Annotated in this window: 1 protein-coding gene; it reads left to right on the plus strand. The window is 72.5% G+C overall.

Annotation, left to right across the window (positions count from 1 at the left end; all coding sequences use genetic code 11):
- Entirely contained in the window at nt 1-11,343 is an 11,343-nt protein-coding gene (locus IE118_RS05480) for a type I polyketide synthase (RefSeq protein WP_189556133.1), read from the plus strand.
- Nucleotides 11,344-11,370 lie beyond the last annotated feature (27 nt).

Here is an 11,370-nt window from a genome sequence, read left to right on the forward strand (position 1 = left end):
GTGACGACGAACGGCAACGAACAGAAGATCGTCGCGGCGCTCCGCTCGTCGGTCAAGGAGACGGAGCGCCTGCGGGAGCAGGTCCGCAAGCTCACCACGGCCGCCCGGGAACCGATCGCCGTCGTCGGTATCGGCTGCCGCTACCCGGGCGGCGTCACCGGCCCCGACGAGCTCTGGCAGCTCGTCGCCGAAGGCCGCGACGGAGTCTCCGGCTTCCCCGGGGACCGCGGCTGGGACACCGCACGGCTCTACGACCCGGCACTGAGCCGTCCGGGCACCAGCTACGTCCGTGAGGGCGGCTTCCTCCACGACGCCGCCGCCTTCGACCCGGAGTTCTTCGGCATCAGCCCGCGCGAGGCCCAGGCCATGGACCCGCAGCAGCGGCTTCTGCTGGAGACGTCCTGGGAGGCACTCGAACGGGCCGGCATCCCGCCCGCCGGCCTCAAGGGCACCCCGACCGGGGTCTTCGCCGGCGTGATGTACCACGACTACGCCATGAGCGGCATCTCCGGCAGCATCGTCTCCGGCCGTGTCTCCTACACCCTGGGCCTGGAAGGCCCCTCGGTGACGGTGGACACCGCCTGCTCCTCCTCCCTGGTCACGCTCCACCTGGCGGCCCAGGCACTGCGGCAGAAGGAATGCACCCTGGCCCTGGCCGGGGGCGTCGCCGTGATGTCCACCCCCGACATGTTCGTCGAGTTCAGCCGCCAGGGCGCCCTCTCCCGCTCCGGCCGCTGCCGCTCCTTCGCCGCCACCGCGGACGGCACCGGCTGGTCCGAGGGCGTCGGCGTGCTCGTCCTCGAACGCCTCTCCGACGCCCGCCGCAACGGCCACGAGATCCTGGCCGTGCTGCGCGGGTCGGCCGTCAACCAGGACGGAGCCAGCAACGGCCTCTCCGCGCCCAACGGCCCGGCTCAGGAACGCGTCATCCGGCAGGCCCTCGCCAACGCCAGGGTGTCCGCCGACCAGATCGACACCGTGGAGGCGCACGGCACCGGAACCGTGCTCGGGGACCCGATCGAGGCCCAGGCACTGCTGGCGACCTACGGTCAGGACCGGTCGGCCGACCAGCCGTTGTGGCTGGGGTCGTTGAAGTCGAACATCGGTCATGCGCAGGCGGCGGCGGGTGTGGCCGGTGTGATCAAGATGGTGATGGCGATGCGGCACGGGGTGCTGCCGAAGACCTTGCACGTGCAGGAGCCGTCGCCGCACGTGGACTGGTCGGCGGGAGCGGTCGAACTGCTCACCGAGGCCCGGCCGTGGGACCGTGCCGGCCACCCACGTCGCGCCGGTGTCTCCTCCTTCGGCATGAGCGGGACCAACGCGCACGTCATCATCGAGGAGGCACCCACCGACACGTCCGTCGCTCCTCCCACGGAGACCGAGAACCCCGCCCCCGCCCTCCCGGCCGTGCCGTGGGTGGTGTCCGGGCGCGGTGAGGCGGCGTTGCGGGCGCAGGCGGAGCGACTGGTCGAGCATGTGACCGGTCGGAGTGACCTGACGCCGCTGGACGTGGCGTTCTCGCTGGCCACGACGCGCAGTGTGCTGGAACACCGGGCCGTGGTGGTGGGGTCCGACTCCGACGAACTGCTGCGCGGGCTCGTCGAAGTAGCCTCCGGCGAGCGGGTCGGTCACACGCCGATCAGCGGCCGCACGGCTTTCGTGTTCTCCGGGCAGGGTAGCCAGCGCGCCGGTATGGGCCGGGAGCTGTACGAGGCGTTCCCGGTCTTCACGCGGGCGTTGGACGAGGTGGTCGACGCCCTGGGGCTGCCACTGCGTGAGGTGATGTGGGACGGCGGCGATCTCGATCGCACCGGCGTTACGCAGCCGGCTCTCTTCGCCTACGAGGTCGCGCTCTACCGGCTGTTGGAGTCGTGGGGTGTGCGGTCGGACCTGGTGGCGGGGCATTCGATCGGTGAGCTGGCGGCGGCGCATGTCGCGGGTGTGCTCTCGTTGGAGGATGCGGCGACGCTGGTGGCTGCCCGGGCGCGGCTGATGGACGCGCTGCCGGAGGGCGGCGCGATGATCGCCGTGCAGGCCACGGAAGACGACGTACGCGAGCATCTGGTCGACGGTGTGGCCATCGCGGCCGTCAACGGCCTCCGGTCCGTGGTGATTTCCGGTGACGAGAAGGCTGTCACGGAGGTGGCCGCTCACTTCGAGCGGACGACGCGGTTGAAGGTGTCGCATGCCTTCCATTCGCCGCTGATGGAGCCGATGCTGGCGGAGTTCGGCAAGATCGCCGCCACGCTCACTTACCGCGAGGCGACCCTGCCCGTGGTGTCGAACGTCACCGGTCGCCTCGCCGAAGCGGGTGAGCTTCAGGACCCCGAGTACTGGGTCCGCCACGTCCGCGAGACCGTCCGCTACCACGACGGCATCCAGACCCTGGAGACCGAGGGCGTCCGCACCTTTGTCGAGGTCGGCCCCCAGGCCGTCCTCGCCGGCCTCGGCTGCGGCGAGGACGCGGTGTTCGTCGCCGCCCAGCGCCGCGACCGCCCCGAGCTCCAGCAACTTCTCACCGCGCTGGGCGAGTTGCACACCCGGGGTGCCACGGTCGACTGGGAGGCGTTCTTCGCCGGGCGCGGCGCCCGCACTGTCGACCTGCCCACCTACGCCTTCCAGCACCAGCACTACTGGCTCGACGCGCCCGACGCCGTCGCCGAGGTCTCCGCAGCCGGGCTGGAACCGGCAGGGCACCCCCTGGTACGCGCCGCTGTGCGCTCGGCCGACTCGGAGCAGGTGATCCTCACCGGACGTCTCTCGCTCCGTGCCCACCCCTGGCTGGCGGATCACGCGGTCGAGGGGACCGTCCTCTTCCCCGGTACCGGATTCGTCGAGCTGGCGATCCGCGCGGGCGACGAGACGGGCTTCCCCGTCCTCGACGACCTCACCCTCGAGGAACCGCTCCTGCTGTCCGAGGAAGCCGGTGTGATCCTCCAGGTCATCGCCCGTGCCGAGGATCAGCCGGTGGCTCGCGGCGAGGCCCTCACCGTGACGCGGACCGTGGAGATCTACTCCCGCTCCGACGATCCCACCGCCGAGGTGATCTGGACCCGGCACGCCTCCGGAGTGCTGCGCCCGGCTGCCGTCGGCGCGCCCGGGGACGGCAGCGTGCTCGCACAGTGGCCGCCCGCGCAGGCGGACCCCCTGCCCATGGGCGACGCCTACTATCACCTCGCCGCCCACGGCCTGCAGTACGGAGCCGCGTTCCAGGGCCTGCGTACCGCCTGGCGACGGGGCGACGAACTGTTCGCCGAGGTGGTCCTGCCGGATCATGTGGCCGAGCAGGCCGAGGAGTTCGGGCTGCATCCCGCACTCCTCGACGCAGCCCTCCACCCGCTGGCCCTGGCCGCCGGTGACCGTGGTGAGAAGGATGCCGACGGTGGTCCGCAGCTGCCCTTCGCGTGGGGCGGCGTGACCCTGCACGCGACCGGCGCCGCGGCCGTACGGGTTCGTCTCCGGCTCACCGGGCCCTCCACCGTCTCCCTGGAGATCGCCGACGCGGAAGGCGCGCCGGTGGCCACCGTGGAGTCCCTCGCCGTTCGCCCGGTGGCTTCCGGCATGCAGCCGGCCCAGAGGCCGCGGCGCGAAGACCTCTTCCGGCTGGACTGGACCCCCGTCCCGCTCACGACCGTTGCCGGTGGCGGAACAGCTGCCGTCCCGGAAGTCGTCGTGGTCCGCTCCCGAGCCGATCTCGACGCGGTGGGAGAAGTGGCGGGCGTGGTCGTACTGGACTGCGCCCCCGAGGAGGACGACGGACGTCCGGACGCGGCGGCCGTCCGCCGCATCACCCACCAGGTCCTCGAAATCCTGCAGGCATGGCCGGCCGACGACCGTTTCCGCAACGCGACGCTGGTCGTGGCCACACGAGGCGCCATGGCCGGTCCGGAAGAGGACCGTGTCACCGACCCGGCCGGCGCCGCCGTCTGGGGACTGGTGCGTTCCGCGCAGATCGAGACCGGCGACCGGGTCGTCCTCGCCGATCTGGACGGCCACCCCGACTCCACCTCGTTGCTCTCCGGCCTCGCGGACCCGGCCGAGTCCGAACTGCTGATCCGGGCGGGTGTGCCCCTGGGCGCCCGGCTCACCCGGTTCCGGCCGGACGGCCGGGAACGCGGCACCGGCGCCGGGACCGGGACTGTCGAATCCCCGGCCTTCGACCCCGACGGCACGGTACTCATCACCGGCGCCACCGGTGCTCTCGGCGCCCTGGTCGCCGAGCACCTCGTCACCGCACACGGTGTCCGTCACCTGCTGCTGGTCAGCCGCCGAGGCACGGCCGCTCCCGGCGCCGACGACCTCCGGAGCCGGCTCACCGGGCTAGGCGCGCACGTGAACGTCGCCGCCTGCGACGTGGCCGACCCCGACGCGCTCGCCGACCTGCTGGCCACCGTCCCGGACGCACACCCACTGCGAGGTGTCGTTCACACCGCCGGCGTCCTGAACGACGGGGTGATCGCCTCCCTGGACGGCACCCGCCTCGACCGCGTGCTGCGCCCCAAGGCCGACGCCGCATGGCATCTGCACCGGCTCACCAGTGACCTGCCGCTCACCGCGTTCGTGCTGTTCTCCTCCGTCGCCGGTACCTTCGGCGCCCCCGGACAGGCCAACTACGCGGCCGCCAACGCCTATCTGGACGCCCTCGCCCATCACCGCCGTTCCGTCCTCGGACTGCCCGCCCAGTCACTCGCCTGGGGGCCGTGGGACGTGGACCGCGGGGCAGAGGCGGGCATGGCGGGAGGCCTCGCCGACCGCGACCGTTCCCGGCTCACCCGCTCCGGTCTGCTGCCGCTCACCGCACACGACGGTCTCGCCCTCTTCGACACCGCCACCGACGCGCCTGCCGCGGCACTGCTGGCGGCCCGCCTCGACCTCAACGCTCTGCGCGCCGGTATCGGCCCGGACGGCGACCTCCCGGCCCTCTTCCAGAACCTCGTGGACGGCACCGCCACCCGTCGCCGCTCCGCGGCAGGGCGGTCACCCGGCCCGGCGGACCTGGCCGCACGCCTGGCTCGCCTGCCTGTGGAAGAACGCCTCCCCGCCGTCGGCGAGGTCGTCCAGGCCCAGGCCGCCGGCGTACTCGGCTACGCCTCCGGTACGGAGGTGGACACCGGCAGGCCCTTCCAGGACCTCGGCTTCGACTCACTCACCGCGGTGGAGTTCCGCAACGGACTCGCCTCGGCCACCGGTCTGAGGCTCCCCGCGACGCTCGTCTTCGACTACCCCGACATCACCACGCTGGCGCGGCACCTGCTCGACCAGCTCACCGACCTCGGCGAGCGACAGACCCCCGCGTCCCAGGAGCCCCGCCGTCCGGACCCCGGGTCGGACGACGAACCCCTCGCCATCGTCGGTATCGGCTGCCGCTATCCGGGCGGCGTGACCGGTCCGGAAGACCTCTGGCAGCTGGTCGCCGAAGGCCGGGACGGCATCACCGACTTCCCCACCGACCGACGGTGGGACACCTCGCGCCTCTACGACCCGGACCGCACGCGGCCGCACACCACGTACGTCAAGGAGGGCGGCTTCCTGCACGGAGCCGCCGAGTTCGACCCCGACTTCTTCGGCATCAGCCCGCGCGAGGCCGAGGAAATGGACCCGCAGCAGCGCCTGCTCCTCGAAACCGCGTGGGAGGCGCTGGAGAACGCGGGGATTCGCCCGGCCGGCCTGAAGGGCAGCGACACCGGCGTGTTCGCGGGTGTCATGTATCACGACTACCCGACCGGTGCGAGCGCGGGCAGCATCATCTCGGGCCGTGTCTCCTACACCCTGGGCCTGGAGGGCCCGGCCGTGTCCGTGGACACCGCCTGCTCGTCGTCGCTGGTCGGCCTGCACCTGGCGGGCCAGGCGCTGCGACGGGGTGAGTGCTCCCTCGCCCTCGTCGGCGGCGTGACCGTCATGGCCACACCTGACACGTTCGTGGAGTTCAGCAGGCAGCGGGGCCTCTCTCCGGACGGCCGCTGCAAGGCGTTCTCGGCGGGGGCGGACGGGACGGGCTGGTCCGAGGGCGTGGGTGTGTTGGTGGTGGAGCGTCTGTCGGACGCGCGGCGTAACGGTCATCGGGTGCTGGCGGTGGTGCGGGGTTCGGCGGTGAATCAGGACGGTGCGTCGAACGGCCTGACGGCGCCGAACGGTCCGTCGCAGCAGCGGGTGATCCGGCAGGCCCTGACGGCCGCGGGGCTGCGGGCCGCGGACGTGGACGTGGTCGAGGCACACGGGACGGGCACCACCCTCGGGGACCCGATCGAGGCGCAGGCGCTGTTGGCGACCTACGGTCAGGAACGGTCGGCCGAACAGCCCTTGTGGCTGGGGTCGTTGAAGTCGAACATCGGGCATGCGCAGGCGGCTGCGGGTGTGGCCGGTGTGATCAAGATGGTGATGGCGATGCGGCACGGGGTGCTGCCCCGAACCCTCCATGTGGAGGTGCCGTCGCCGCATGTGGACTGGTCGGCGGGAGCGGTGGAACTGCTCACCGAGGCCCGGCCGTGGGACCGTGCCGGCCACCCACGTCGCGCCGGCGTCTCCTCCTTCGGGATCAGCGGGACCAATGCGCACGTGATCCTGGAGGAGGCGCCGGTCGAGGGTGAGACGGAGGACGGTGACTCCGCCGTGCCGCTGCCGGTGGTGCCGTGGGTGGTGTCCGGACGCGGTGAGGCGGCGTTGCGGGCCCAGGCGGAGCGGCTGGCCGCGTTCGCGTCCGGTCGGGGTGATCTGACACCGTCGGATGTGGCGTTCTCACTGGCCACGACCAGGTCGGCCTTCGAGCACCGGGCCGTGGTCGTAGGGGCCGACCGTGAGGAGTTGCTGCGCGGGCTGGCCGAGGTGGCCTCCGGTGAGCGGGTCGGTGGGAGGCCGGTGCAGGGTAGGACGGCGTTCGTTTTCTCCGGGCAGGGCAGCCAGCGCGCCGGTATGGGCCGGGAGTTGTACGAGGCGTTCCCTGTCTTCGCGCGGGCGTTGGACGAGGTGGTCGACGCTCTGGGGCTGCCGCTGCGTGAGGTGATGTGGGACGGCGGCGATCTCGATCGCACCGGCTTCACTCAGCCGGCCCTCTTCGCCTACGAGGTGGCCCTCTACCGGCTGCTGGAGTCGTGGGGTGTGCGTCCGGACCTGGTGGCGGGTCACTCCATCGGTGAGCTGGCCGCCGCGCATGTCGCCGGAGTGCTGTCCCTGGGCGATGCTGCGACGCTGGTGGCTGCCCGTGCTCGCCTGATGGACGCGCTGCCCGAAGGCGGCGCCATGATCGCCGTCCAGGCGACGGAGGATGAGGTGCGCGAGTGCCTCGTCGACGGTGTGGCCATCGCGGCCGTGAACGGCCCGCGTTCCGTGGTGATTTCCGGTGACGAGAAGGCTGTCACGGAGGTGGCCGCCCACTTCGGGCGCACGACCCGGCTGAAGGTGTCCCATGCCTTCCACTCGCCGCTGATGGAGCCGATGCTGGCGGAGTTCCGCAAGATCGCCGCCACGCTCACCTACCACGAAGCGAGCCTGCCCGTGGTGTCGAACGTGACCGGACGCCTCGCCGAGCCGGGAGAGCTTCAGGATCCCGAGTACTGGGTGCGTCACGTCCGTGAGACGGTCCGCTACCACGACGGCATCCAGACCCTGGAGGCCGAGGGCGTCCGCACCTTCCTGGAGGTCGGCCCCCAGGCCGTCCTCGCCGGTCTGGGCTGCGGCGACGACGCGATCTTCCTGGCGACCCAACGCCGCGACCGCGCCGAAACCGAGCACCTGCTGACCACACTCGGAGAGCTGTACACCCGTGGCGCCACGGTCGACTGGGAGGCGTTCTTCGCCGGGCGCGGCGCCCGCACCGTGGACCTGCCCACCTACGCCTTCCAGCACCAGCGGTACTGGCTTGGTTCCGGTGCTGCTGGTGGTGGTGCGGATGTGGAGATGGCCGGCCTGGAGGTGGCCGGGCATCCGTTGCTCGGTGCGGTGGTGGATCTGCCGGTCTCTGGCGGGGTGGTGCTCACGGGACGACTGTCGCGCGACGTGCAGCCGTGGCTGGCCGACCATGGAGTGCTCGGAGCGGTGTTGCTGCCGGGTACGGCCTTCGTGGAGTTGGCGGTGCGGGCCGGTGACGAGGTGGGTTGCGGCCTGGTGGAGGACTTGACGCTGCACGCTCCGCTTGTGGTGCCGGAGCGCGGCGGGGTCGCTCTCCAGGTGACCGTCGAGGGCGTGGACGGCGGCGGCGGTCGCCCGGTGCGCATCCACTCCCGGGTCGAGGGAGCGGATCAGGACGGTGAGTGGACGCTGCACGCCGAAGGCACGCTCGCCGTCGACACCCACCGGCCCGAACCGACCGGCATGGAGGTCTGGCCGCCAGAAGGCGCCACGCCCCTCCCACTCGACGGCTTCTACGAACAACTCGCCGAGCAGGGACTGGAGTACGGTTCCGTCTTCCGGCTGCTCCGCGCGGCCTGGCGGGACGCCGACGCCCTGTACGGGGAGGTCGTCCTGCGCGACGACGCGTCGGACGACGCCTCCGCTTACGGCCTGCACCCGGCTCTGCTGGATGCCGCCCTGCACACCAGCTTCCTCGAGGGGGACGCGGACGGCGCGCCGTCGGTCCCGTTCGCCTGGAACGGTGTGCGGCTGCACGCGACGGGCGCCTTGGTGCTCCGTGTCCGCGTGACCGGCGTCGGTTCCGGGCTGCGTCTGGACGCCGTCGACACCACGGGCGCCCCGGTGGTCACCGTGGAGTCGCTGGCCGCCCGGACCATCGCGCCCGAGCAGCTCAGCGTCCCGCCCACCGGCGTCCACCGCTCCCTCTTCGAGGTGAGCTGGCTGCCGGGCCCCACCGCACCCGCCGGCGCGGACTCGTCCGGCGCGGCCAGGTGGGCGACGTTCGGAGCGGACGTCCTCGGGGTCGGGCATCCGGAGGTGTCGACTGCGTACGACGGGGCCGAGGAGCCGCCGGCCGTCGCCGTGCTGGGCTGCGTCACCGACCCGGACGCCCCCATGCCGGACCGGGTGCGCTCCGCGACGGGTTCCGTGCTCGCGGCACTGCAGGCGTGGGCCGACGACGAACGGTTCGAAGCCTCCCGTCTGCTGGTGGTCACCCGGGGTGCTGTCGCGACGCGGCCGGGCGAGGACACCGGTGCCGGCCTGCCCGGGACCGCCGTATGGGGTCTGGTCCGGTCGGCCCAGGCCGAGAACCCGGGGCGCCACCTGCTCGTCGACCTCGACGACGACCCCCGCTCGCTCGCCGCCCTTCCGGCCGCCGTGGCCACCGGGGAACCGCAACTCGCCATCCGTGGCGGGGAGCTCCTGGTCCCACGGCTGACCCGCGCCCACCGGAACGGGACCGCCGACGACGGGCCCACTCCTTGGGACGCCGACGGGACGGTGCTCGTCACGGGAGGCACCGGCGGTCTGGGCAGCCTCGTCGCCCGCCACCTCGTCACCGAGCACGGTGTCCGTCATCTGCTCCTCACCAGCCGCCGGGGGGCGGCAGCCGAAGGTGCCGCGGAGTTGGCGGCGGAACTCGCCGAAGCGGGTGCGGACGTCCGTGTCGAAGCCTGCGACGTCGGCGACCGCGACGCGCTGGCGGACCTGCTCGCCGGCATCGATCCGCGGCATCCGCTCACCGGCGTCGTGCACACGGCGGGTGTCGCCGCGAACGCCGTCGTCGGTGCGCTGACCCCCGAGTACCTCGACCATGTCCTCCGCCCGAAGGCCGACGCGGCCTGGTACCTGCACGAGCTGACCCGCGACCTGCCGCTGACCGCGTTCGTCCTGTTCTCCTCGTCCTCCTGTGTGGTCGACGGTCCGGGCCAGGGCAACTACGCCGCCGCCAACCTCTTCCTCGGTGGACTGGCCGAACACCGCGCCGCGTCGGGACTGCCGGCGCACACCCTGGCCTGGGGCCTGTGGGGGGAGGGGCACGGCATGGTCCGCAACCTCAAGCCCGTGGACGTCGAACGCATCCGTCGCTGGGGCATGACCGGACTGACCGCGGCCGAGGGCCTGGAACTGTTCGACAGCGCCGTAGGGCGCCGGGTGCCGGCGCAGCTGCCGGCCCGTCTGGACCCGGTGGCGATCCGGGAGCGCGCCGACGGAGTGCCGCCCCTGCTGCAGGGTCTGGCCCGCACGGCTGGTCCCGCCGCCCGCCGCGGTGCGGCGCGTGCCGCGGCAGCCGGTGCCGCCCAGGGACCGTCGCTCGCCCAGCGTCTCGCCGGACTGCCGGACGAGGACCGTGAGCAGGCGGTGGTCGACCTGGTCCGCACTCATGTGGCCGCGGTGCTCGGCCACCACGGTGCCGAGGCCGTCGCACCGGACCGTTCGTTCCTGGAAATGGGATTCGACTCCCTGGGAGCCGTGGAACTACGCAACCGGCTCAAGAGCGCCGCGGGCGTCCCGATGCCCGCGACCATCGTCTTCGACCACCCCAGTGCCCGGGCTCTGGCCGGCTGGATCCTCACGGAGACGGACGCGGGAACGGCGACGGACGGCGGAGCGTCGCCGGGCAGCGGCGAGCGGGACCGGGCCGGGACGACCCGCGATGCGGCCGGGGAATCACTCAGCGCGCTGTTCCGCCAGGCCATCGACCGTGACCGCCTCGACCAGGGGGTCGCCATCCTCGACCTGGCCGCCGGCCTGCGGCCGACCTACGCTGCCGCGAGCGACCTGCCCGACCTGCCTCCCGTCGTACGGCTGGCGAGCGGGCCGCAGGAACCGGGGCTGTTCTGCTTCCCGTCACCGGCGGCCATGGGCGGCGCCCACCAGTTCCTCCGGATCGCGACGGCCATGCGCGGGACACGGGACGTCTCCGCCGTACCGATGCCCGGGTTCGCGGACAGCGAGAGCCTGCCGGCCACCTTCACCACCGTGGTGGAGGGCTGTGCTCGCCAGATCCGTGAGGCGGCCGGGGACAAGCCCTACGTGCTGCTCGGCTACTCGGCCGGCGGGATCTTCGCGCACGCCACCGCCCGTCTCCTGGAACAGACCGGTACCGGCCCCCGAGCCGTCGTCCTGCTGGACACCTACCATCCGAAGACCGAGGGCCTCGTCGGGCTGATCGCCCAGATGTTCGCCGGACTCTTCGAGAAGGAAGCCCTGTTCGGCCCGTTCACCAACGCCCGTCTGACGGCCATGGCCTGGTACGGGCAGTTGATGGAGGACTGCGACCTCGACGGCATCTCCGCACCGATCCTCTTCGCCCGGCCCCGGGACTGGGCGGGGGACGCGGAGACGCCGACCGTCACCGACGCGTGGCGCACCTCCTGGGACACGGCGCACACCGTCGTCGACGTCGAGGGCGACCACCTGACGATGGTCGAGTCGCAGGCGCACCGCACGGCCGAGGTCATCAACGACTGGCTGACGTCACTGGACTGACCTCGGTCGGCGCCGACGACAAGGCGG

It is taken from the genome of Streptomyces pilosus, assembly GCF_014649835.1.
Classification (GTDB): domain Bacteria; phylum Actinomycetota; class Actinomycetes; order Streptomycetales; family Streptomycetaceae; genus Streptomyces; species Streptomyces pilosus.